This window comes from Telluria sp. Soil_C_11 (assembly GCF_057657395.1).
Window position 1 is genome coordinate 382,144 of record NZ_JBDGIN010000002.1, and the last position, 20,820, is coordinate 402,963.

General features: G+C 61.6%; 24 protein-coding genes. 12 read left to right on the forward strand and 12 right to left on the reverse strand.

Going from position 1 to position 20,820, the window contains the following annotated elements; translation table 11 throughout:
• Positions 1-10 precede the first annotated feature (10 nt).
• The 12 genes from fdh3B (at position 11) to AC3A6M_RS04690 (ending at position 10,261) form a co-directional block, all read left to right on the forward strand.
• The gene (fdh3B, locus tag AC3A6M_RS04635) at positions 11-694 is read left to right on the forward strand and encodes a formate dehydrogenase FDH3 subunit beta (RefSeq protein WP_487851551.1); all 684 of its coding nucleotides are present in this window, start codon (positions 11-13) and stop codon (positions 692-694) included.
• Positions 691-903 (forward strand): hypothetical protein, encoded by a 213-nt coding sequence (locus AC3A6M_RS04640; RefSeq protein WP_487851552.1) that lies wholly within the window; start codon positions 691-693, stop codon positions 901-903. Before fdh3B ends, AC3A6M_RS04640 begins: the two co-directional genes overlap by 4 nt.
• 10 nt (positions 904-913) lie before the next feature.
• The gene (locus AC3A6M_RS04645) at positions 914-2,026 is read left to right on the forward strand and encodes a formate dehydrogenase subunit gamma (RefSeq protein ID WP_487851553.1); all 1,113 of its coding nucleotides are present in this window, start codon (positions 914-916) and stop codon (positions 2,024-2,026) included.
• 16 nt (positions 2,027-2,042) lie between these two features.
• Positions 2,043-2,492 (forward strand): hypothetical protein, encoded by a 450-nt coding sequence (locus AC3A6M_RS04650; RefSeq protein ID WP_487851554.1) that lies wholly within the window; start codon positions 2,043-2,045, stop codon positions 2,490-2,492.
• Between the two features lie 30 nt (positions 2,493-2,522).
• Positions 2,523-3,071 carry a hypothetical protein gene (locus AC3A6M_RS04655; RefSeq protein WP_487851555.1) on the forward strand — a complete coding sequence of 183 codons (549 nt, stop codon included), beginning with the start codon at positions 2,523-2,525 and terminating at the stop codon, positions 3,069-3,071.
• Complete coding sequence (locus tag AC3A6M_RS04660) at positions 3,068-3,508, forward strand: DUF3305 domain-containing protein (protein WP_487851556.1); 441 nt, start codon at positions 3,068-3,070, stop codon at positions 3,506-3,508. The genes AC3A6M_RS04655 and AC3A6M_RS04660 overlap by 4 nt, the downstream gene beginning before the upstream one ends.
• A gap of 11 nt (positions 3,509-3,519) precedes the next feature.
• Positions 3,520-4,065 carry a DUF3306 domain-containing protein gene (locus AC3A6M_RS04665; protein WP_487851557.1) on the forward strand — a complete coding sequence of 182 codons (546 nt, stop codon included), beginning with the start codon at positions 3,520-3,522 and terminating at the stop codon, positions 4,063-4,065.
• A complete protein-coding gene (locus AC3A6M_RS04670; protein ID WP_487851558.1) occupies positions 4,062-5,750 on the forward strand; it encodes a 4Fe-4S binding protein in 1,689 nt (562 codons plus the stop codon). The genes AC3A6M_RS04665 and AC3A6M_RS04670 overlap by 4 nt, the downstream gene beginning before the upstream one ends.
• Positions 5,751-5,830: 80 nt before the next feature.
• On the forward strand, positions 5,831-7,504 hold the full coding sequence (locus tag AC3A6M_RS04675; protein WP_487851559.1) for an AMP-binding protein: 1,674 nt from the start codon (positions 5,831-5,833) through the stop codon (positions 7,502-7,504).
• 87 nt (positions 7,505-7,591) lie between these two features.
• Positions 7,592-8,104: an SET domain-containing protein gene (locus tag AC3A6M_RS04680; RefSeq protein ID WP_487851560.1), complete on the forward strand. Its 513-nt coding sequence runs from the start codon at positions 7,592-7,594 to the stop codon at positions 8,102-8,104.
• Positions 8,101-9,288, forward strand: coding sequence for a nicotinate phosphoribosyltransferase (pncB, locus tag AC3A6M_RS04685; RefSeq protein ID WP_487851561.1), 1,188 nt, complete (start codon positions 8,101-8,103; stop codon positions 9,286-9,288). Before AC3A6M_RS04680 ends, pncB begins: the two co-directional genes overlap by 4 nt.
• 268 nt (positions 9,289-9,556) lie before the next feature.
• Positions 9,557-10,261, forward strand: a complete 705-nt coding sequence (locus AC3A6M_RS04690; RefSeq protein WP_487851562.1) for a response regulator transcription factor — start codon at positions 9,557-9,559, stop codon at positions 10,259-10,261.
• A gap of 71 nt (positions 10,262-10,332) precedes the next feature.
• Here the strand turns inward: AC3A6M_RS04690 and AC3A6M_RS04695 are convergent, their stop codons facing one another.
• From AC3A6M_RS04695 to AC3A6M_RS04750, 12 genes are all read right to left on the reverse strand, one after another.
• Positions 10,333-11,247, reverse strand: a complete 915-nt coding sequence (locus AC3A6M_RS04695) for a type II secretion system F family protein (RefSeq protein WP_487851563.1) — start codon at positions 11,245-11,247, stop codon at positions 10,333-10,335.
• 12 nt (positions 11,248-11,259) lie between these two features.
• Complete coding sequence (locus tag AC3A6M_RS04700) at positions 11,260-12,249, reverse strand: type II secretion system F family protein (protein ID WP_487851564.1); 990 nt, start codon at positions 12,247-12,249, stop codon at positions 11,260-11,262.
• Positions 12,250-12,261: 12 nt separating this feature from the next.
• Positions 12,262-13,608: a TadA family conjugal transfer-associated ATPase gene (locus AC3A6M_RS04705; protein WP_487851565.1), complete on the reverse strand. Its 1,347-nt coding sequence runs from the start codon at positions 13,606-13,608 to the stop codon at positions 12,262-12,264.
• Between the two features lie 14 nt (positions 13,609-13,622).
• A complete protein-coding gene (locus AC3A6M_RS04710; protein WP_487851566.1) occupies positions 13,623-14,774 on the reverse strand; it encodes a CpaE/TadZ family protein in 1,152 nt (383 codons plus the stop codon).
• 17 nt (positions 14,775-14,791) lie between these two features.
• Positions 14,792-15,211 (reverse strand): TadE/TadG family type IV pilus assembly protein, encoded by a 420-nt coding sequence (locus AC3A6M_RS04715; RefSeq protein WP_487851567.1) that lies wholly within the window; start codon positions 15,209-15,211, stop codon positions 14,792-14,794.
• Positions 15,208-15,633, reverse strand: coding sequence for a TadE/TadG family type IV pilus assembly protein (locus AC3A6M_RS04720; protein WP_487851568.1), 426 nt, complete (start codon positions 15,631-15,633; stop codon positions 15,208-15,210). The genes AC3A6M_RS04715 and AC3A6M_RS04720 overlap by 4 nt, the downstream gene beginning before the upstream one ends.
• 10 nt (positions 15,634-15,643) lie before the next feature.
• Positions 15,644-16,876 (reverse strand): pilus assembly protein TadG-related protein, encoded by a 1,233-nt coding sequence (locus AC3A6M_RS04725; RefSeq protein WP_487851569.1) that lies wholly within the window; start codon positions 16,874-16,876, stop codon positions 15,644-15,646.
• 237 nt (positions 16,877-17,113) lie between these two features.
• Complete coding sequence (locus AC3A6M_RS04730) at positions 17,114-17,320, reverse strand: Flp family type IVb pilin (RefSeq protein ID WP_487851570.1); 207 nt, start codon at positions 17,318-17,320, stop codon at positions 17,114-17,116.
• 131 nt (positions 17,321-17,451) lie between these two features.
• Entirely contained in the window at positions 17,452-17,739 is a 288-nt protein-coding gene (locus AC3A6M_RS04735; RefSeq protein ID WP_487851571.1) for a hypothetical protein, read from the reverse strand.
• Positions 17,736-19,214 (reverse strand): type II and III secretion system protein family protein, encoded by a 1,479-nt coding sequence (locus tag AC3A6M_RS04740; RefSeq protein ID WP_487851736.1) that lies wholly within the window; start codon positions 19,212-19,214, stop codon positions 17,736-17,738. Before AC3A6M_RS04740 ends, AC3A6M_RS04735 begins: the two co-directional genes overlap by 4 nt.
• Before the next feature lie 90 nt (positions 19,215-19,304).
• A complete protein-coding gene (gene cpaB / locus AC3A6M_RS04745; RefSeq protein WP_487851572.1) occupies positions 19,305-20,138 on the reverse strand; it encodes a Flp pilus assembly protein CpaB in 834 nt (277 codons plus the stop codon).
• Positions 20,139-20,159: 21 nt separating this feature from the next.
• Positions 20,160-20,744 (reverse strand): A24 family peptidase, encoded by a 585-nt coding sequence (locus tag AC3A6M_RS04750; protein WP_487851573.1) that lies wholly within the window; start codon positions 20,742-20,744, stop codon positions 20,160-20,162.
• Positions 20,745-20,820 lie beyond the last annotated feature (76 nt).

Below are 20,820 nucleotides of genomic sequence, written 5' to 3' on the forward strand. Positions count from 1 at the left end.
GGAGAGTGAGATGGCCGCGAGGATGAAATTCATTTGCGACACGGAGCGCTGCATCGACTGCAACGGCTGCGTGACGGCCTGCAAGAACGAGAACGAGACGCCATGGGGCGTGAACCGGCGCCGGGTGGTCACGATCAACGACGGCGTGCCCGGCGAGCGCTCGATCTCGATGGCCTGCATGCACTGCAGCGACGCGCCCTGCCTCGCGGTGTGCCCGGTCAACTGCATCTACCACACCGAGGACGGCATCGTGCTGCACTCGAAGGACCAGTGCATAGGCTGCGGCTACTGCTACTACGCCTGCCCGTTCGGCGCACCGCAGTTCCCGGAGAGCGGCCTGTTCAACCACCGCGGCAAGATGGACAAGTGCACCTTCTGCGCCGGCGGCCCGGAACCGGACACCTCCGAAGCCGAGTTCAAGAAATACGGCCGCAACCGGATCGCCGAGGGCAAGCTGCCGGCCTGCGCCGAGATGTGCGGCACCAAGGCCCTGATCGGCGGCGACGCCGGCGTGATCGCCGACATCTACCGCCAGCGCGTCGAAACGCGCGGCTACGGTCCGGAACTGTGGGGCTGGAAGATCGCCTACGGCAAGCCCAAGCGCGGCGGCGACATCAAGGCCACCGGCGACGGCCCGCGCGAGAACCAGAACCTGAAGGATTCGCAGAACGACCCGGGGAGGCTGCCGACATGAAGCGACTGTTCATCATGGTATTGCCACTGTGCCTGCTGGCCGGTTGCCTCGAGGTCGACCAGCATCCGAACTGGATCAAGGGCCAGTACGCCGGCAAGAAGGACGACCGCCAGTTCGCCACCCACTTCCACAACGACAAGCTGTCCTGGTGGGGCACGATCAGCAACCGCAACCAGCACCAGAACGAATACAACCGGGCCAATCCCTGAGGAGCCGACCATGCGAACAATCCACTGGTTATCGTCCTTCCTGATGGGACTGTGCCTGGCGCTGAGCCTGTCGTCGGCCTGGGCCGGGGTGCCGAACAACCGTGCCCAGCCGGCCTATGCCGAGGAGCAGACCATCCTCCAGGCCGAGAAGGATTCGCGTTCGCCGGAGCCGGGCCTGGATTCGAAGGATTCCGGCCGCGTGCACATCGACCGCCACTACCTCGGCCAGTACGGCCAGAAGGAGGGCACCGTGATCGTCCAGCGCGGCGGCAACGAGTGGCGCGTGCTGCGCAACGGCCCGCTCGCGACCCTGGCCGGCGTGATCCTGGTGCTGGCGCTGCTGGCCGTGTTCGTGGTCGCGGCAGTGGTCGGCAAGATCAAGGCCGACGAGCCGGACACCGGACGGCGCATCCGCCGCTTCACCGACTGGGAGCGCTTCATCCACTGGTCGACGGCGATCAGCTTCATCATCCTGGCCGTCACCGGCCTGGTGATCCTGTTCGGCAAGAAACTGCTGATCCCGCTGTTCGGGCACGACATCTTCGCCTTCATCGCCTACATCTTCAAATACCTGCACAACTTCATCGGCCCGCTGTTCATCCTGTGCTCGGTGGCGATGTTCTTCACCTTCCTGCACCGCAACTTCTTCCGCCGCATCGACTGGCTGTGGTTCAGGAAGGGCGGCGGCATGCTGACCCATGAGCACGTGCCTGCCGGCTTCTTCAACGCCGGCGAGAAGAGCTGGTTCTGGCTCGGCGTGACCCTGCTGGGCCTGGTGATGTCGATCAGCGGCCTGGTCCTGGATTTCATCGCCTTCGGCCAGACCCGCTACGTGCTGCAGGTCGCCAACTACCTGCACCTGCTGGGCGCGACCTTCTACATCGCGGCCGCCATGGGCCACATCTACATCGGCACCTGGGGCACCCCGGGCGCCTACCACGCGATGCGCCACGGCGACGTCGACGAAGCCTGGGCCAGGGCCCACCACGGCATCTGGTACGACGAGGTCAAGGCCGGCGTGCCGCCGGGAACCTTCGACGACCGCCTGCCGCCCGATCATCCCCCTTCGGGAGGCGCACCGGGCACGCTGCCGCCGGGCAGGCGCCCGGGGCCGGCGCACTGAGCATGAGGACCGCACCATGAAAGCATCAGTTTTTCTTATGCATGCAGGCGCCGTGGCGCTGCTCCTGAGCGCGGCCGGCTGCAAGCGGCATGGCGACGAAGCCATGCGCGAGACCAAGTTCCCGGGCATGGTCACGGCCGGCGGCGGCACCAGCGGCCAGGTCATGGCGCGCAACGGAGGACCGAAGACCGACGCCACCTATGCGGGCGGGACACCGGGCATCGCCGGCGGCTCGGGCGGCAATACCGGCGGCGTGGCCACCGGGGGCGCGGTGCGCGAAACCGGCCAGGGCCCGAGCAATGGCGTATCGACCCCGTCCAGCGGCACCGCCGCGCAGACGGGCGCCACCGAGAAACCATCCGGCGACAGCGGCAACAACCCGGTCAAGCCCGACGCCAACCCGGCGCCGCAGCCGGCCGCCGCCCACCGCGACCCGGGCGCAAGCAGCGCCGCGCCGGGCCGCTGACCGGGCCGCCGATACGAGGAGGACCATGCGATGAGGACGACCCAACACAGGAAAGGCCACCCCGGCCGCCATCCGGCGATCAAGGCGGCCCTGCTGATCGCGGGCCTGCTGCTGGCCAGTGTTGCCTGGGCAGCCCTGCCGCCGCCGACCCCGGCCCAGCAGCAGGCCGCGGCCGAGAAGAAGGCCAAGGCCGATGCCCAGGCCGCGGCCGACAAGGTCAAGCTGGCGGCGTCGATGGACGCCGTCACCGCCCGCTGGCGCGCGCGCGCCGCGAAGGAAGGCTGGAAGACCAATCCGGCGGTGGCCATCGCCGCCGCCGCGCCGGCTGCGGGAGCGGCGCCCGCCGCCGGTGGCGCGCCCGTCACCGCGGCCGGGCCGGCCAGCCCGCCGCCAGCCGGGTCGATCGGTGCCGGCAACACGACCGCCGCCGGGCAGGCTGGCGTCAACCCGGCCATCAAGAGCGAAAAGCTGGGCACCGCACCGCCGAGCGAGGACGTCAAGAAGGCGCCGACCCAGGCCCAGCCCAGGAGCGCAAAACCAACCGTCGACAGGGGCACGCCTGACGTGAAGAACAAATGAAGATGGGCAGCATGCCGATCGCGGTGCTGATGCAGCGCCGCAGCGTCAAGCACGTCTGGGCCGACGAAGCGTGGGAAGCGGTGGGCGTGGTGCCCGACCGCGGCAACCTGCCGCACGTGCAGATGCTCAGCCAGACGCCGGAGCGCGACTACTACCTGGTCTCGGGCCTCGAACTGGAGCTGTATCCGGACGAGAACGAAGGCTATTACGAGAACGTGGTGGCGCCCGAATCCAAGGTCTTCGTGCTGTGGCGCATGGAAGACGGCCGGGCGATGCCGGTGCGGGCTTCGGTCAGCTACGTCGAAGGCACGCGCATGTTCGACTCGGGCGAAAACGCCGACGGCGTGACCATGCCGGCCGATATCTACGCCTGGGTGGCCGCCTACCTGCGCCAGCACTACCAGCCCAAGCCGCGCCGCGGCCGGCAGCACGGGTGACGGGCCGCGCCATGTCCGGGGAAGGATTCCTGCGCCGCTGGGCGCGCCGCAAGACCGAAGTGCGGGAGGGACGCGCGCCGGAACCTCAGCCGCAGCGGCAGCCGCTTGCCGAAGCAGCCCCGGACGCCGTCGCGGCCCCGCTTGGCGCGAGCGCGTTCGCCGCGCCGCAGCCGGTGCCCGGTACGGTGCCGGCGGAAGCCGCCGCCGCGCCCGCACGCTCCTTGCCCACGCTCGACGACGTGGCTGCGCTGGACGGCGACTCCGATTTCTCCGCCTTCGTCGCCCGCGGCGTCGACCAGGCCGTGCGCCGCAGCGCCCTGAAAAAGCTGTTCGCCGACCCGCACTTCAAGGTGATGGACAGGCTGGACGTCTACATCGACGACTACACCGTGGCGAGCCCGGTGTCCGAGGCCATGCTGGCTTCGCTCGAGCATGCGAAGAGCGTGTTCGCGAAGATGCTCGAGGACGAGCCGGAAGCGGAAGCAACAGCAAAAGCACAAGCAGCACCCCGACAAGAACCACAAACACGACAACCACCTGAACAAGAGACACAATGAATATCCGATTCATCGAAGGGCAGGGCGCCGATCCGGCACAGGAAGCGCGCGACCTGATCGCCCGTGCCGCCGCCATCGCCTCGCTCGGCACCATCGAGCCGCCCGAGCCGCTCGACACGGTCGGCTACCGCTCGGCCGGCCACACCCTGGTCATCGGCAGCGCCGCCTCGGTGCTGCCCTGGGCCGACCGCCTCGCCGCCGGCGTACAGGTGACGGTGCTGCTGCTGGATGCGGACGACACACCGCCGCTGCGCATCTACCCGGCGTTCCCGGCCCGCGCCATCGTCCTGAGCGGCTGGCTGGGCGCATTCCAGGCGACCTGGCAGGCGCCGGGCAGGGCGCCCGAACACGGCAAGTTCGACCTGGTGCTGGACCTCGGCGCCAGCCCGCAGATCACGACCCACCAGCGCCCGCACGGCTATTACGCACCCGGCCTTGACGAAGCGGCGCGCGCGCAAGCCGTCGACGAGATGCTGGAGATGGTCGGCGACTTCGAAAAGCCGAAATACTTCAGCTACAAGGAGCGCCTGTGCGCCCACAGCCGCAACCAGCTGGTCGGCTGCAATGCCTGCGTCGAGATCTGCTCGGCCGGCGCGATCGAGGGCGCGGGCGACCTGGTCAAGGTGAACCCTTACCTGTGCGCCGGCTGCGGCGCCTGCACCACGGTGTGCCCGACCGGCGCCATCTCGTATGCCTACCCGTCGGCGAGCCACACGGGCGGCCGCATCAAGACCGCGCTGCAGGCTTATGCGGAGGCGGGCGGGCTCGAGCCGGTGCTGCTGCTGCATGGCCTCGACGGCGCGGCGCTGCTGGCCCAGGCCGAAGGTGAGCAAGGCAGCGCCATCCCCGGACGCCTGCTGCCGCTCGGCCTGCACCACACGGCATCGACCGGCATCGACGTCTGGCTCAGTGCGCTGGCCTACGGCGCGGCCGGGGTCACGGTCTTGATGACGGAGGCGGAGGCGCCGCAGTACGCGGCCGCGCTCGGCCAGCAGATGGAGATCGCCCAGGCCATCCTCGACGGCCTCGGATACGCCGGACCGCACCTGCAGCTGCTGCGGGTGAACAGCCTGGACGAGCTCACGGTGGCCCTGCAGCATGCGCCGCGCGGCCACGTGCCGGCCCAGCGCGCGACCTTCAACCTGGCCGCCGACAAGCGCAACACGCTCGATTATGCGCTCGACCACCTGGTGCGCCATGCGCCGGCGCCGGTCCAGGAGATCCCGCTGCCGGCCGGGGCGCCGTTCGGCACCCTGGCGGTGGATTCGTCCGCCTGCAGCCTGTGCATGTCCTGCGTCGGCGCCTGCCCGAGTTCCGCCCTGATGGATGGCCAGAACGCGCCGCAGCTGCGCTTCGTCGAGAAGAACTGCGTGCAGTGCGGCCTGTGCGCCACCACCTGCCCGGAAGACGCGATCCGCCTGGTGCCGCGCATGAACCTGCTTGATACGCGCAAGCAGACCGTGGTGCTGAACGAGACCCGGCCCTTCCACTGCATCCGCTGCAGCAAGCCGTTCGGCACCCTGCGCATGGTCGAGACCATGCTGGCGCGCCTGGCCTCGCATCCGGCCTTTGCCGGCAACCTGGACCGCATGCGCATGTGCGGCGACTGCCGGGTGATCGACATGATGACGCCGAAGGACGAAGTCTCGATCGGCCAGGTGGAGGAGCTGCGCCGCCGGCCATGAGTTTGTAACCCGGCCGTCAGCAAGCCATGGCAGAATGTTCGCAACAGTACATAAATACCCCTGCGAACAAGGAGACAGCCATGGCCTTCACCCCCTACGAGCGCTTCATCCAGGCGCGCGACTTCCTGCAGCAGCACCGCCTCGACTACGACACTGCCTACCGCGACTACCGGGCGCCCGAACTCGAGGAGTTCAACTGGGCGCTCGACTTCTTCGACGTCCAGGCGAAGGACAACGCCACGCCCGCCCTGTGGGTGGTCGAGGAAGACGGCAGCGAGAAGAAGATCAGCCATGCCGAGATGGCGGCCCGCTCCGGCCAGGTCGCCAACTGGCTGCGCGACCAGGGCGTGCGGCGCGGCGACCGGGTCCTGTTGATGCTGCCGAACCGCGTCGAACTGTGGGAGATCATGCTGGCCGGGATCAAGCTGGGCGCCGTGCTGGTGCCGACCACGATGCTGGTCTCGCCCGCCGACCTCGACGACCGCCTGCAGCGCGGCCGCATCCGCCACGTGATCGCGCAAGGCTCCGAAACCCACAAGTTCGCGGAGCTGCCGGGCGACTACACCCGCATCGCCGTCGGCGACAGGCCGGCGGGCTGGGCCGACTTCGCGGACAGCGCCGGCGCCGCCCTGGAATTCACGCCCGACGGCGTCACGAAAGCCAGCGACCCGCTGCTGCTGTACTTCACCTCCGGCACCACGGCGAAGCCCAAGCTGGTGCTGCACAGCCACCAGAGCTACCCGGTCGGCCACCTGTCGACCATGTACTGGATCGGCCTGAAGCAGGGCGACGTGCACTGGAATATCAGCTCGCCGGGCTGGGCGAAGCACGCGTGGAGCTGCTTCTTCGCGCCCTGGAATGCCGGCGCCACCATCTTCGTCTATAACTACGAGCGCTTTTCCGCGCGCGCCTGCATCGACGTCATCTGCCGCTGCGGCGTGACCTCGCTGTGTGCGCCGCCGACCGTGTGGCGCATGATGATCAAGGAAGACCTGACGGCCTGGAAACCGCCGCTGCGCGAGCTGGTCGGCGCCGGCGAGCCGCTGAACCCGGAAGTCATCGAGCAGGTCGAACGCGCCTGGGGCATCCGCATCCGCGACGGCTTCGGCCAGTCCGAAACCACCTGCCAGATCGGCAATCCACCGGGCCAGGTGGTCAAGCCGGGGTCGATGGGGCGCCCGCTGCCGGGCTACCGCGTGGCCCTGCTCGACGCCGACGACCAGCCGGCGGAAGAGGGCGAGATCGCCTTGACGCTCGATCCGGCCCCGCTCGGCCTGATGCTGTGCTACGAGGGCGACGAAGCCAAGACCGCGGACGTCATGCGCGCCGGCCACTATCACACCGGCGACACCGCGACCATCGACGCGGACGGCTACTACTTCTACGTCGGCCGCAACGACGACGTGTTCAAGTCCTCGGATTACCGCATCAGCCCCTTTGAACTGGAGAGCGTGCTGATTGAGCATCCGGACGTGCTGGAAGCGGCGATCGTGCCCAGTCCCGATCCGCTGCGCCTGTCGGTGCCGAAGGCCTTCGTCACCCTGCGCCCCGGCGTCGAGCCGACCCGCGAGCTGGCCGGCGCCATCTTCGCCTTCGCGCGCGAGCGGCTGTCGCCCTATAAGCGGATCCGCCGGCTCGAATTCACCGAGCTGCCGAAGACGATCTCCGGCAAGATCCGCCGCGTCGAGCTGCGCAAGGCCGAGCAGGCGGGCGGGCGCGCCGGCGAGTACCGCGAGGAGGATTTCGCCGCGTAAGCGCAGGGAGGGGAAGGGGCGGTGTGGCAGTCTTGCCAAGTTTCGGGCAATAATGAGGACCAATCCCTCAACCTTCCCCAATCCGAGATGAGCACCGCGAAGAAACCCGCAGCACCGAAGGCACCCGCCTATGAAGTCAGGAAGTCCCCGGTCCACGGCAACGGCGTGTTCGCCCTGCGCCCGATCGCGGCCGGGGAACGCATCATCGAATACCGCGGCGAACGCATCAGCTGGGACGCCGCCACCGAGCGCGCCGCCGAGCGCGGCGGCCCGGTCAACCACACCTTCTATTTCAGCCTGGCCGACGGCAATGTGATCGACGGCGGCCGGCGCGGCAACGACGCGCGCTGGATCAACCACGCCTGCGAGCCGAACTGCGAAGCCTACGAGGAAGACGGCCGCGTCTACATCCACGCCCTGCGCGACATCGACGCCGGCGAAGAACTCAACTACAACTACGCGCTGATCTACGACGAGCGTCATACGCCCGCCCTGAAGCGCCTGTTCGCCTGCCGCTGCGGCACCCCGGCCTGCAGCGGCACCATGCTGGCGCCCAAGCGCCGCGCGAAAAAGCCCGCCCGCATCGAAAGGTCCACATGAAACCAGTCGTCCGCAGCCTGCTCGAAACCGACCTGTATAAATTCACGATGTGGCAGGCTTTCCTGCACATGCACCCGGGCGCCATCGGTGAATACGAGTTCAAGTGCCGCAACACGCCGGCCTTTCCGCTGGCCGAGCTGAAGGATGAGGTCGACCGCGAACTGGACCACCTGTGCGAAATGATGTTCAGCGAGGAAGAGGTCGCGTACCTGCGCTCGCTGCGCTTCATCAAGAGCGATTTCGCCGACTACCTGACCCTGTTCCGCTTCCAGCGCAAGTTCATCCGCGTCGAAACCGACGGCCCGCACCTGCGCATCCGCGCTTCCGGCCCGATCGTGCACGTGATGGGCTTCGAGATCTTCGTGCTCTACATCGTCAATGAACTCTACTTCCGCCGCGTCGACCAGGCCGCGGCGCTGGAAGAGGGCAGGAAGCGCCTGAAACAGAAGATCGACGAGTTCCGCGCCTTCGATACGGAACCGCAGCGCCTGAACCCCTTCGAGTTCTTCGATTTCGGCGTGCGCCGCCGCTTTTCCGGCGAGTGGCACGAAGAGGTGGTGGCCGCCATGGCGCGCGAACTGCCGCAATTCTTCAAGGGCACGTCGAACGTCTACCTGGCGAAGAAATTCAACCTGGTGCCGATCGGCACCATGGCCCACGAATACATGCAGGCTTTCCAGTCCTTCGACGTGCGCCTGCGCGATTTCCAGAAGAAGGCACTGGAGGACTGGGTGCAGGAATACCGCGGCGACCTCGGCACCGCGCTGACCGATGTGGTGGGCATGGACGCCTTCCTGCGCGATTTCGACCTTTATTTCGCCAAGCTGTTCGACGGCCTGCGCCACGATTCCGGCGATCCGGTCGAGTGGGGCGAAAAGGCCCTGGCCCATTACGCCAAACTGCGTATCGACGCCCGCACCAAGCGTCTGGTGTTCTCGGACGCGCTCACGGTGCCGAAGGCCCTGCACCTGTACCGCCACTTCGCGGACCGCGTCCAGCTGGGCTTCGGCATCGGCACCAAGCTGACCAACGACACGCAATTCGAGCCGCTCAACATCGTCATGAAGCTGGTGCGCTGCAACGGCCAGCCGGTGGCCAAGCTGTCGGACAGCCCGGGCAAGGGCATGGGCACGGATGAAACTTTCATTGCCTATTTACGGCAGGTATTCGATCAACATATTTAAAATACAAATTAATGACAATTAAAATTCATTTGTACGATTAATTTTTCGATCGAGAAATTGAACATGGCATTAATTAATGGCTGAGTTCAAAATGTGGCTTTTTTAATCGCGACAGTAATCATAAACATGGACTTTTGGTAAGGATCTGATTATAGTAATTACACACGCCTCAGCAATATGAGGCGCGGCCACTGGTAGATAAGACATCACCAAAGAGCGCTGATAATACGTTTAATTCAGCGGATATTATTCTTTCTAAAAAGAAAACATGATGTCCAACATGCACAATGTATTGAATAAGCCCATCCGCGTCATGGTGGTGGAAAACCACCAACTCATGCTGTGGGCACTGACCAAGTTGATCAACGGCCACCGTCCATTAATGGAGGTGGTCAGCATCGCCAGCAATCAGACCGATGCGCTCCTGCAGATTCCCGGCGTGACTCCCGATATCGTGCTGATGCGGCATGAACTGGCGACGATGACGGGACATGGCTTGCTGCCCGAGGCGCTGACGACCAACTGCCGCACGCTGCTGTTCATGGAAGAGGTCACCGAGGATACACTCGCAGCAAGCGTGCGTTCCGGCGCCCATGGCGTGCTGACCCGGCGCTCCAGCGCGGACGAGATCATCAAGGCCATCGAAAAGACGCACGAGGGCGAGCTGTGGTTCGGCCGCGAAGCGACCGGCATCGCGCTGCAGGTGATGCGCCGGGCGCGCGAACAGCCGGCGGCGGGAGAACCCAGGGGCCATTTCGGTTTGCTGACGCCGCGTGAACGAAAAGTATTGCATGCCGTGGTCGATAATAAGGTTCGTACAAATAAGGATTTGGCGAAACAACTCTTTATTTCCGAATCTACTTTAAGGAATCATTTATCCTCGATTTACCAGAAACTTGGGGTTGGTAATCGACTGGATTTGTATGTTTATGTGCAGAGCCATCTTGGGGTGGATGTGGCGGAGGTGGCTTAGTAGAATTATTAAATTGTTGGTCATTACGCGGGGCGCATTCTTTTGGAATGCGCCCTGTGTTGTTTGTGCCATCAACGTGCGCCACCCATCACTGGGCCGAGGTGACGAACGATTTGGATGATGGCCGGCCCTAAGACGACCATGATGATTGATGGAAAGATGAACATTACAAGCGGAAACAGCATCTTGGTTGGTACCTTTGCCGCATGCTCTTCCGCCCGTATTTGGCGCTTGTGACGTAAATCTTCGGAAAACACGCGCAACGAATCGCCGACGCTTGTACCGAACTTATCCGCCTGGATTAGCATCGTGGCGAACGAATTTAGTTCTTCGACGCCGGTACGCAGAGAAAGGTTCCGCAACGCCTTTTCTCGCGTACTGCCTGCGCGAATCTCAAGGTTGGTCAACTGAAGTTCCTCGGCGAGCGTAGCGCTTTTTTCCAATAGTTCCTCTGCGACCCGTGTGATCGCCGCGTCTAGTCCAAGACCAGCCTCGACGCAAACCAACATCAGGTCGGCTGCGTCTGGAAAGTTGTCGAAAATTTCGCGCATGCGGCTTTTCGCTTTGAGATGCAAAATGATGTTCGGCAGGTAACAGCCGACTGCTGCCGCACAAAATACTATCGTCGAAAGCTTTAAGGTGCTTACGCCTTGCATACCCCGCAGGAGAAAAAAAATTGGTACTGCGAGCAACAGCGGGAGCAATGTTTTCAAGCCAAAGAAGACGTGCGGCGCTTTAGGGTGGCGAATCCCCGCATGTATGAACTTCAAGCGAAATGGGGAAGACTCCCAGTCTCCCGAGGGTGTGGACAGCTTTGCAAATGGAGTAACTACCTTGACAACCGCGGCTTGCCATCCTAGCGAGTCTAAATCACTCGTGTTGGAGAGCGCATGGAGACGCTTATCTGTTTTGTCGGGAACAAGCCAGAGGTAGAGGCCGACAACTGCGAATGTGACCGAAAAAAAGACGACGATAGGGAGCAACATAGATATCTCCAGTCAGACACGAATCTTGATGATCCGGCTCAGCACAAAAGCCCCCAACATCATCATGGTTAGCATGATTTGAAGCATCCGAATACCTAAGGGATCGGTCCACATAGGTCCCATGAAATCTGGGTTGAAGGTTTGTAGTAGTCCTCCGATGAAGAAAGGCAGAAGGCCTAGAATCCAAGCCGACATTCGTCCTTCGGCAGAGAGCACGCGGATGCGGCCCATCAATTTGAGACGCTCGCGAATCAGGCGGCTGAGATTTATGAGTACCTCGGTCAGGTTGCCACCAGACTGGCGTTGGATGAGTACCGATACGACGAAGTAACGGCAATCCGTTAACGGCACCCGCTCGCAAAGGTTTGACAGTGCTTGTTGTAATGAAACACCGAAGTTCACTTGCTCATGGACCAAGCGAAATTCGCTGGCAATAGGATCCGCCATTTCTTCGGATAACAACTGTATTCCAAGCGGCAGGGAATGGCCGGCGCGCATGGCTCGGGTAATCAAATCCAGGGCGTCAGGCAATTGTTGCTCTAGCTTGCGCAATCTCTTTTGGCGTGCGCGAGCGACATAGGCCCAAGGTAGTAAGCCGAGTATGACGGCACATGTGACGCCGAAGAAGAGCGGTGTTGCTGTCAAATTAGCAGCAGCAATGCCGAGTGCCGTGGCGGTAGCGCTAGTCAGGATTAGCCTACCGACCGTCCAACTCAGTCCGGATTGGGCGAGGTATTGCTCGAGCCCAGAAGTAAAGGATAGCCTGTCGAGCAGCCGGGCTAGGGTTGTCACCTCACTCAGCTTTCGCTGTTTCAGCAGGGGGCGCTGTCCTTCGCCGGAGATGGATTGCGATAGCACTTCCAGCCGTCGGGTCAGGCGCAGGGCTGCCGCACCGCGGCGTGCACGCCAGAATAGGTAAGCGGCCTCCATCAGTAGCATAACCGAGAGGAAGACCAAGACCGAGATAATTGGGCCTAAACCAGCTCCAGAAAGATTAAACATGCTTCGCCCTCCTCAGGAATAGTGTCGGGCTGGATCGAACATTCGGTCGGGTAATTGAATGCCGAATGAGCGCAGGCGGTCGGCAAACTTCGGTCGGACGCCACTTGCCTGGAAATGACCAATAATCTTGCCGTCGGCATCGACTCCAGTCTGATGGTAAGCGAAAATTTCCTGCATTGTGATCACGTCGCCCTCCATGCCAGTCACTTCCTGGATACTGGTGATCTTGCGCTTGCCATCAATGAGACGTAGCGCCTGGACAACGACCGTAACAGCAGAGGCAATCTGCTGACGCGCGGCCTTGTGCGGCAGGTTGAGGTTTGCCATCCCGATCATGTTCTCCATACGTGCGAGTGCGTCCCGCGGCGTATTCGCGTGGATCGTGGTTAGCGAGCCTTCATGGCCAGTATTCATTGCCTGCAGCATATCGACCGCCTCGGCTCCGCGCACCTCGCCAATGATGATGCGATCCGGCCGCATCCGAAGGGCGTTCTTTACCAGAGCACGTGCAGTAACTTCGCCCTTACCCTCGATATTCGGTGGGCGCGTTTCCAAGCGAACAACGTGTGGTTGCTGCAACTGAAGTTCTGCAGCGTCTTCGATTGTCACGAGCCGTTCGGATTCAGGGATGTAACCGGACATGATGTTCAATAGCGTGGTCTTACCAGCGCCTGTACCACCGGAAATCAACATGTTGACTTTGGCCTTACTCAGCCCTTCCAGCATTTCGGCCATTTCCGGCGTTAGGCTGCGCAGGTCATGTACAAGGTTTTCCATCCGCAATGGGATGTGAGCGAAGCGGCGGATCGACATCATCGGTCCGTCAAGTGCGATCGGTGGAATAACTGCGTTGACGCGAGAACCGTCGGGTAAGCGTGCGTCGACCATAGGGCTTGACTCGTCGATACGGCGTCCGACCAGGGATACGATCTTGTCGATGATTCTTAAAAGGTGGCGCTCGTCGGTAAAGCTGACGTCTGTCCGCTCCAGCCTACCGCGGCGCTCGACATATATGTTGTCGTACGAATTAACAAGAATATCCGATACTGTAGGATCGGCCATTAGCAACTCGAGTGGTCCAAATCCCAGCATCTCATGTTGGATGTCGCGCATCAGCATGCGACGTTCCAAAGCACTGACTGGAACTTGTTCATCTAGAAGCAGGCGGTCAATTGAAGTAGCAATTTCTTGGCGCAGTTTGTCTGCGGGCAGTGTTTCTAATGTAGTCAAATCAAACTGATCGACCAGCTTCAGGTGCATTTGCTCCTTGAGTTGCTTGTAGGCATCGCGCTGAACCGTCTGTAGCGGAGCTTGCTCGCTATCCGGTTGCCGGGCACTTAGTTTTTCCCTGAGTGACATAAGGACTCCGCGTTTTAAGCGCGCCGGAATAGGCGCTCAAACAGCCCGGCTGGATGCTCAGCGGCTGGTGCCATGGTGTTGCTAAGCTGGCTGAGATTGCGGATCACGCCATGCTTGCGTTCCAATTCCATCAGCGGCACACCTTGATTGATTGCCGTGCTTACTTGGCGGTAACCGTTGGCAATTGTGTGAATCTCAAGCTGCCCTAGCGCCTTATGGATCTTGTCGATAGTAATGTCGCTGCGTTTGTCATAGCGATTAAGTATCAGCTCGACCTTGTCCCGTGAATAGTCCAGCGAGCGGAAAGCGGACAACAGCTTGTCCGCATTGCGAAGGTGCGGCACACTAGCCTGCAGTACCAAGAAGATCGAGGCCGCTCGGTCTAGTGCCGTCATCAGCATGGAATTAACAATGCGTGGCATGTCGAGTAGAACGATGTCGTATTGCGTGACCGCGAGACTGAGGATTGCGTCAATGTGCTCGGGCCGGATGTCTTCGGCCAGACCAGGCTCGTCCGGTGCAGCGAGGATGTGGTAATTGGGTGTTACGTGAATAGTGCTGGCATTCAGTAAGGTACTATCAAGACGCTTGATGTCCCGCGCGATATCGCCGATGGTCTTGGATGCCTTTCCATCTTGAACGAAGCTCAGCGCGTCGCCGAATTGCAGGTTTAGATCGACCAGTAGCACCTTATGCGATTGGGCAAGCTGGTAGCCAAAATTCGTTACCAAGAATGTGGTGCCGCTACCGCCGCTTGTGCCAATGAAGGCATGGATCTTTGCGTGATCGCTGGCCGATGCAACAGACATCATGGTGGCGATGCGCTCGACGGCAGCGCGAAGCATTTCTTGAAGATGAGAAGGCGAGATGACTTCGCGAACGCCGGCACGCATAGCGGCCAGCAGGAATTTCGGCGAGACGGCATCGGAGATCAGGATTACGGCAACGGCTGGGTATTGCAGGGTAAGCCGTTCCACGTGTTCAAGGTCTATGGCCTCCTTATTCCGGCCATCGACGAGCATTACATTTGGCGCTAGTTCTTTGGCAATGCCACGCAAATCAGATGTCTCGCCTGGCATTGTTAGCAACTCATTATCGCTGTCGGCCAAAATGGTGTGCATTTGCTGCAGCAAGACCCTATCTTCGGAAATCAGTACAATTTTCATGTTTGCCTCAGTGTTGACTAGCAGATCCGGGGGTTGTAGCTCATCATTTCGCGCTGGAGGTAGGTGGAAAAGCCGGGCATGAGGATGATTGGCTTGGTCAAACTTCCTGGGAGGGGCGATATCCATTTGAACTTCATATCTGTAATTGAAACAGTCACGGCCTCGCAGCTTGTGCTGTTGCAATCTGCAGGTTCCCACACTACATTGATCGCGCTAATTTGCGGCATCAGCGCTTGCATTCTTGCTTTAATGCGAGCATTACTAGTCGGGTCGGCACAGGCCACGGCATAGCGCGCCCCTTCACGTGTCGCTTCGTTTGCGATCTGCCAGCTGTATAACAGACGCGAAAAATCCACGATTCCAAACACGAACGCTAGGAACAGGAGTAGCACTAGCGCGAACTCGATGATGACCGCGCCTTCTTGTCTGAGCTTCATGACGGGCTCCGCATGGTGGCTTGAATCGAGCCAAACGTGATCGTGTTGAAGGCGACTCCGAATATGTTGCCTACCAACGGCTTGTATCTGTACCCCGTAACGCTGATTGTGACTGTACTTAACGCGGGGTAGCTACCTGTAGTTCCCCACGTTGGGGGCGGAACATTTGACAAGCTCAATCCTAGTGCGAGCGGAGCACCCGTACCCTTCGGATTGCCATAGACGACAATATTCCGCGCTTTGTCTACATCCACATTAGGGGCGCGAATTGACAAATAACGTGCCGCTTCCCGTACCGACTTGGCGATTGTGTTGTACTGGTAATAAGCTCGACCGATTTCTGTGACGGTAAATGTCAAGACGAGCATGAATGGCAGGAGCAATGTGAATTCGACCAGTGCCACACCTTGTTGTCGGTTCATGGCATCTTCCTTATCGCACCAAAACAGGGACCAAGGGGCCGTTTGTGCCCCCGGGCAATCCGCTGCCAGTGCAGGGGCTGTCGGCCTGCGAAGCATTGCCCCGGTATTCCAACTGCACGTCGGCGAACGGTGTGGGGATCGGCTGCAACAGGAGCATGCATGCAAAGTCTTTGATTTTGCCACCTGTCGTGATCGGTACGGTAACGAGCCTGCGGTTGGTGCCATAGGTTTGCAAATCACTACCTGGTCCGGAACTGGCGAGCGTCTTGGCATTTACGCCAGTGAGAGCGACGCAGTCACTGAACGTGGCTGCACAGCCTTTAAACGTCTGACGCTTGCCAACGAAATCAGAATAAGCGTCGCGACCGAGTGGCCAAGTGGGCGCCGGCTTATTTTTTCCGTTGCCGGGAACCGTTTGGTTGTACACGTAGCCTGTGAAATCTGGATGCTGCTGGCTTGGCACATCGTCCTTGTAGATGCCGAATCGCGTATTCCATGTGTCAGCAACTGTCTGCTTCACCCCTTGGGCCAGAACGGGATCATCGGTACGAATCCCGCAAATCCCCTTGAGCTGGTCCTCAATGGCCGGCGCTCCTTTGCTGCCGTCAGGATTCAGGTTCAGCCATCCGATCTGCCCAGGATTGGGATTGTTCTTGCTGAGCAAAGTGATCCATTCCCCTTTGATAAAGCCATAGTCAGGTGGTGTATTGTTTCTTGGATTCAGGCCCAAAGGCATCGGACACGTTGATTGTGATGGCGTAGTGGTCGCTTCGGCGAAGGCGCGTACGTCCATCGTGGCGGCAAACGCGGAGGAAGAGGATTGAATGCTTACCATGTGCAACAGGGGTGTACTTGTGCCTGCTTGGACGTGATCGCAGCGTACGAAATGTGCCTTCGCACTATCAGTTGTACCGCCGTGGTCGTTGTCAAAAAAAGTTATGTCTGCGGCCGTCATCTGAGCCTTGCCGCTCCACGTAGAGGATTGCAGGTTGACTCTGTTGACGTTGCCAGCTGCAATGCCGGCACTCGTGGCTCGCGCAATGGCGTCAGGTTGGCCGTTCAATTCCTGGGCGGCAGCCAGCGCACAGGAGTCCATCGCAGTCTGCAGTTCCGTCTTGACTACGAAGAGGTGGCCAAAGTCGAGAGCAAGGCCCATGAAACCCAGGAGAAGGACAAGGACGAGGGCGAATGTTAGGGCTACGGCGCCTTCCTGCCTACTTTGATTTCTTAAGACTTTACGCATGATTGACGTCGTGCTTATCCAAGAGTGCGACGCTGTACTTCAGATTGGTATTGCAACTCGTCCACGATCTGTGAAAATTGCAGAACGCATGGACTATGCAATGCGTGAAGTACCGCAACCGCAGATTTGGCCACAGGAATGTTTGTCACATCCGGCGGCTTATTTGCCGAGGTACGACGCGCGAGGTATCCCCGCGCGTCGTCGGCCGCGTTGCCACGGCCGTTTTATGGCCTCGGATTAGGTTCCGCAGCCCGTAGCGCCCGAGAGGCAGGTCTGAATCTTGGTGACCAAACCACTGAAATCTTGATCCCGCAGAGTGGCCAGCAAGCCAATTAGCACCAGAGAGATTGCACCGATAATCATGCCGTATTCGACGATCTGTGCGCCTTCTTCCTCACGAGCAAAGTCAGCGGCCATTTTTTTGGTGGTGTTCAGGATGTTCATTTGTAAGTTTCCTCTCAAGACATTGATTAAAAAATGTCGGATTAGCGTACGCTAGCCCGTTCTTACCACTGCTACTACTGCAAACTACTGCTCTTTCTACTGCTAGAACTCTGTTATCGGTGCGTCGGCATTTACTTACCCCCGCCACCAGTCCCAGTAAATCCCCCACCAATATTGATGACATTAGTCACTGGTGGCGGCTGCTTGAATGAATCGTGGTAGCGCTTGGCGCTTTCCTGGGCGGCTCGGCCATCGATACCAGCCACCACATCCTCGCGGCTTCCGGCATTTGGATCGATGGTCATCGCCAGGTTCGCCTCGCGCACGGCGTCGCCGAAGCGCATGTCGTAGTGCGGGGTCACGGTCTGGGCGCAGCCGGCCGCCAGCACCACCGCGAAAATTCCGAACGGCTTCTTCATTGTTTGCCCCTTTGTTTGTTGGATGCCGGAGCGGCCTTGCCTTCGATACTGCCGTTCAGGTAAACCTCGCCGCGAGAAGGAACGACGTGGTTGTCGGTGGGCAGGGTCGGCATTGCGGCCAGCGGCTTGACCAGTCGGGGCGTGATCACGAACATCAGTTCGGTCTGGTCCGTCTGGAATTCGGAGCTGCGGAACAGTGCCCCCAGCACCGGAACTTCGCCCAGGCCGGGGAAGCGCTTGATGGTCTCGGTGATATTGTTCTTGATGAGGCCGGCGATCACGAAACTCTGGCCATCGTTCAGTTGCACCGTCGTGTCGGCACGCCGTACCGAGAACGAGGGCAGTACCGAAGTAAAGCCATTGACCGAGGTGAAAGGCGAGCCGGTCTGCGACAGGTCCGAGACTTCGGACACCATCTTCAGGTTGATGCGCGAGCCGCCCAGCACGGTCGGAGTGAATTTCACGCCAATGCCGAATTCCTTTTCCTCGAGCGTGATCGTGCTGAACCCTGCGATGCCAGGGTCGCGCGCCACCGGAATGAAGATCTTCCCACCCGACAGGAAACTCGCCTGCTGCCCACTGATCGCCATGATGTTTGGCTCCGCCAGCACCCGCACCAAACCGTCATCCTTCTGCCCATCCACCTGCACCGCGGTGCGGCCGAGACGCAGCGCCTCGATGAACCCGCCACCCTGGCTCAGGAAGTCCGACAGCACGGAAAAGGAATCGGTACCGCCATTACGGTTGCGGTGCACTCCGACGCTGGCGCCCAGCTTGTCCAGCAAGGTCTTGCTGACCTCCGCAATCTTCACCTCGAGCATGACCTGCTGCGCGCCACTCACCTTCAGCATGTTCACGATCTTCTTCGGATCGCCGTAGGAGCCGGCCAGCGCCAGCACCTGGTCGAGGGCGATGGTGTCGCTGACCTCGCCGGTCAGCACCAGGTTGTTCTGGGCGGCGCGCACCCTGATGTTGCGCTCTCCCGGCACCAGGTCGGCGATCATGCCCTGCAGGGCGCCCGGGTCGATGGTCACGACGATGTCCTTGACGTGGCAGCGTCCGTTCCCGTCCTGCAGGACCACGTTCATGGCGCCGGGCTTGCGGCCGAGGACAAACAGCTCGTTCGGCGCCAGCAGGGCGATCTGCACATCCGACACCCCATCCGATTCCTGCTCGCCCATCGGCGCACCCATCGCCGCTGCCATCGCCGCCAGGGGCGATGCAACCTTCGGCGCCGGGCCGGCGCTTGGCTGGCCACCCGACTGCCCGATGGCAGCCGCCCTCGACCCCGACTGGCTACCGCCCACCGCCATCCGCACCACCGAGTAGGGCAGCGGCACGATCGTCGACTTGCCCAGCGTGACAGTGGCGGGCTTCTCGATCTCGGTGGCGCTGCACTTGCGCAGGGTGGCGGCATCCGGTTTGGCGGCCGACGGGGCCTTGACCTTGGCGGCGGCCGAGGCGGCGGCGCTCATGGCGAGCAGCGCGGCGGCGACGGCGATCCTGATGGATGGGGTGGGCACGGGTTCGCTCCTGTTCTGGTTGTTAAGTTCGTTTTTTTAGGGCTAGTGGAAGCAGCTCATGCGCGCCGAGCCTCCGTTCATGTCGATCACTTCGACGCAATCGCGCGCCACCGCTGTGCGCACCGCCGGGCGGGCGACGCGCACCGGTGCGACTGCCTTGAATACCTTCGCTTCGCCGAACAGGTCGCCCTTGGTGATGCCGTCGGTGGTCACTTTTTCCGGGTCGGTCTGGTTGCGCAGGGCCAGCGACAGGGTGCCGATGCTGCGTGCCAGGTCGAGCTTCTCGGCGTCCGCCAGCGACAGTTCCAGGGTCACCGCGCTGACGACCTTCGGCTTGGTGTCGTCGCGGCTGGCTTCCTGGGCCACGGCCAGCACCAGCACGTGTTCGAGCACCGTCTTGCTGATCGGCTTGGCCTTGTCGTCCTTGCCCGTTCCTTCCTGCTGGGTGTGCACCAGGATGTCGACGTAGTTGCCGGGCAGGGCGAAGCCGGCGACCCCGACGACGTCGTTGACCCGCACCGTCATGGCGCGCTTGCCTTCGGTGATGACCGCGGACAGGCCGCCCTTGGTGCCGACCGGGGCCAGCTTGCCTTCGATGATGGCTTCGCCGCGCACCACGTCCATCTTCACCACGCGCTCCTTCAGCTTGGTTGGATCGGTGACGGATCCGGCGGGCAGCGCGCCGCTGGGCCAGTCGAGGGTGGTCAGCATCTCGGGAGCGATGCGGCCGCCGGCCGGGATGTCGACCGCCGCGACGACGACCTTGTTGGCCGAGATATTCGAGCGTTGCCCGATCCAGGCGTTGGCGTAGACGGCTGCCGCCAGGCCGAGCACGATCGCCACCAGTAGCAGGGCGAAAGCCTTGATGTTCTTCATGATGTCACCCCCGCTTCTCAATCAAAGGAAACCAAAATGCCTGGCCAGCACGGCGCCGATGGTGCCGGTCGCGATCGGCACCGCGAAGGCCATCTTGCCGACCGACTCCCAGCCGCTGGCGGCCGCGCTCACCGGACCACCTGTTGCCACCGCAAAGCTGCCGATCCGCAGGATGCGGCCGACGTTGGCCAGCATCTGGCGCAGCTTGCCGTGCCGCGCGGCGAAGCCGATCGAAAACACGGCGCCCGCAATCAGCGTGGCGCCCAGTGCCGCCGGCATCGCATCCATGCCGAGCAGGGAGCCGACCATCGCCATCAGCTTGACGTCGCCGGCGCCCATCATGCGCAGCAGCCAGAGCGGGAACAGGACCCCGAAGCCGATCGCGGCGCCGCCCAGCGACCAGAGGAAACCGTGCTGGCCCCAGAACGGCACGAAGGCGCTGTAGATGAAGCCGAATCCCAGGCCCGCCAGGACCAGGCGGTTCGGGATGCGGTGGCTGCGCACGTCGCTGACCACGGCATAGCCGAGGAGGCAGAACAGGACCACGGTGCGCGGGTCGGTGACCAGCATGGTGCTCAGTTCCAGGAATGCTTTCAGTTCATCCATGTTTGTTCTCCTTGCGTGGAGATCTGTAGTTGAAATGGATTGTAGGGAAGGGAAAGAAGTGGAACATCAGCGCTCT

Bases quoted from the DNA above. Each gene is read 5' to 3' on its own strand.
- fdh3B (WP_487851551.1), top strand. From the start codon at position 11: ATGGCCGCGAGGATGAAATTCATTTGCGACACGGAGCGCTGCATCGAC.
- AC3A6M_RS04640 (WP_487851552.1), top strand. From the start codon at position 691: ATGAAGCGACTGTTCATCATGGTATTGCCACTGTGCCTGCTGGCCGGT.
- AC3A6M_RS04645 (WP_487851553.1), top strand. From the start codon at position 914: ATGCGAACAATCCACTGGTTATCGTCCTTCCTGATGGGACTGTGCCTG.
- AC3A6M_RS04650 (WP_487851554.1), top strand. From the start codon at position 2,043: ATGAAAGCATCAGTTTTTCTTATGCATGCAGGCGCCGTGGCGCTGCTC.
- AC3A6M_RS04655 (WP_487851555.1), top strand. From the start codon at position 2,523: ATGAGGACGACCCAACACAGGAAAGGCCACCCCGGCCGCCATCCGGCG.
- AC3A6M_RS04660 (WP_487851556.1), top strand. From the start codon at position 3,068: ATGAAGATGGGCAGCATGCCGATCGCGGTGCTGATGCAGCGCCGCAGC.
- AC3A6M_RS04665 (WP_487851557.1), top strand. From the start codon at position 3,520: ATGTCCGGGGAAGGATTCCTGCGCCGCTGGGCGCGCCGCAAGACCGAA.
- AC3A6M_RS04670 (WP_487851558.1), top strand. From the start codon at position 4,062: ATGAATATCCGATTCATCGAAGGGCAGGGCGCCGATCCGGCACAGGAA.
- AC3A6M_RS04675 (WP_487851559.1), top strand. From the start codon at position 5,831: ATGGCCTTCACCCCCTACGAGCGCTTCATCCAGGCGCGCGACTTCCTG.
- AC3A6M_RS04680 (WP_487851560.1), top strand. From the start codon at position 7,592: ATGAGCACCGCGAAGAAACCCGCAGCACCGAAGGCACCCGCCTATGAA.
- pncB (WP_487851561.1), top strand. From the start codon at position 8,101: ATGAAACCAGTCGTCCGCAGCCTGCTCGAAACCGACCTGTATAAATTC.
- AC3A6M_RS04690 (WP_487851562.1), top strand. From the start codon at position 9,557: ATGATGTCCAACATGCACAATGTATTGAATAAGCCCATCCGCGTCATG.
- AC3A6M_RS04695 (WP_487851563.1), bottom strand. From the start codon at position 11,247: ATGTTGCTCCCTATCGTCGTCTTTTTTTCGGTCACATTCGCAGTTGTC.
- AC3A6M_RS04700 (WP_487851564.1), bottom strand. From the start codon at position 12,249: ATGTTTAATCTTTCTGGAGCTGGTTTAGGCCCAATTATCTCGGTCTTG.
- AC3A6M_RS04705 (WP_487851565.1), bottom strand. From the start codon at position 13,608: ATGTCACTCAGGGAAAAACTAAGTGCCCGGCAACCGGATAGCGAGCAA.
- AC3A6M_RS04710 (WP_487851566.1), bottom strand. From the start codon at position 14,774: ATGAAAATTGTACTGATTTCCGAAGATAGGGTCTTGCTGCAGCAAATG.
- AC3A6M_RS04715 (WP_487851567.1), bottom strand. From the start codon at position 15,211: ATGAAGCTCAGACAAGAAGGCGCGGTCATCATCGAGTTCGCGCTAGTG.
- AC3A6M_RS04720 (WP_487851568.1), bottom strand. From the start codon at position 15,633: ATGAACCGACAACAAGGTGTGGCACTGGTCGAATTCACATTGCTCCTG.
- AC3A6M_RS04725 (WP_487851569.1), bottom strand. From the start codon at position 16,876: ATGCGTAAAGTCTTAAGAAATCAAAGTAGGCAGGAAGGCGCCGTAGCC.
- AC3A6M_RS04730 (WP_487851570.1), bottom strand. From the start codon at position 17,320: ATGAACATCCTGAACACCACCAAAAAAATGGCCGCTGACTTTGCTCGT.
- AC3A6M_RS04735 (WP_487851571.1), bottom strand. From the start codon at position 17,739: ATGAAGAAGCCGTTCGGAATTTTCGCGGTGGTGCTGGCGGCCGGCTGC.
- AC3A6M_RS04740 (WP_487851736.1), bottom strand. From the start codon at position 19,214: ATGAGCGCCGCCGCCTCGGCCGCCGCCAAGGTCAAGGCCCCGTCGGCC.
- cpaB (WP_487851572.1), bottom strand. From the start codon at position 20,138: ATGAAGAACATCAAGGCTTTCGCCCTGCTACTGGTGGCGATCGTGCTC.
- AC3A6M_RS04750 (WP_487851573.1), bottom strand. From the start codon at position 20,744: ATGGATGAACTGAAAGCATTCCTGGAACTGAGCACCATGCTGGTCACC.